1 protein-coding gene is annotated in these 329 nt (G+C 57.1%); it reads left to right on the forward strand.

Features of this window, described 5'->3' with window-relative positions:
* On the forward strand, window positions 1-329 hold a 329-nt coding region (locus P0G09_RS16570; protein ID WP_275253208.1), incomplete at both ends, for an HAD-IA family hydrolase.

Genomic DNA, 329 nt, shown 5'->3' on the forward strand with positions numbered 1-329 from the left:
CGATTGGATGCATATCCTCCGCCCCCGCAGCCGGATGCAGGAGCTGGTGCGGAAACTCAAGAGCCGTGGCTACTGTGTCTACTACCTGAGCAATATCCCCGAGGATGTGCTTGATTTTCTGACTGAGAGAGTCCTCAAGGACCTGTTCGACGGCGGCGTGGCCTCCTGCGAGGTGCACATCAACAAGCCCGACCCGCGCATATATAAGGCCCTGCTGGACAAATACCAGCTCAAGGCCGGGGAAAGTGTTTTCATTGATGACCGGATGGAGAATGTGCAGACCGCTTTCCGTCTGGGCTTTGCCGGCATCCAGATGAAGGACAGCGTCG

The sequence above is a fragment of the Faecalibacterium sp. DFI.5.82 genome (genome assembly GCF_029076575.1).
In the GTDB taxonomy this organism is placed as follows: Bacteria; Bacillota; Clostridia; order Oscillospirales; family Ruminococcaceae; genus Faecalibacterium; species Faecalibacterium duncaniae.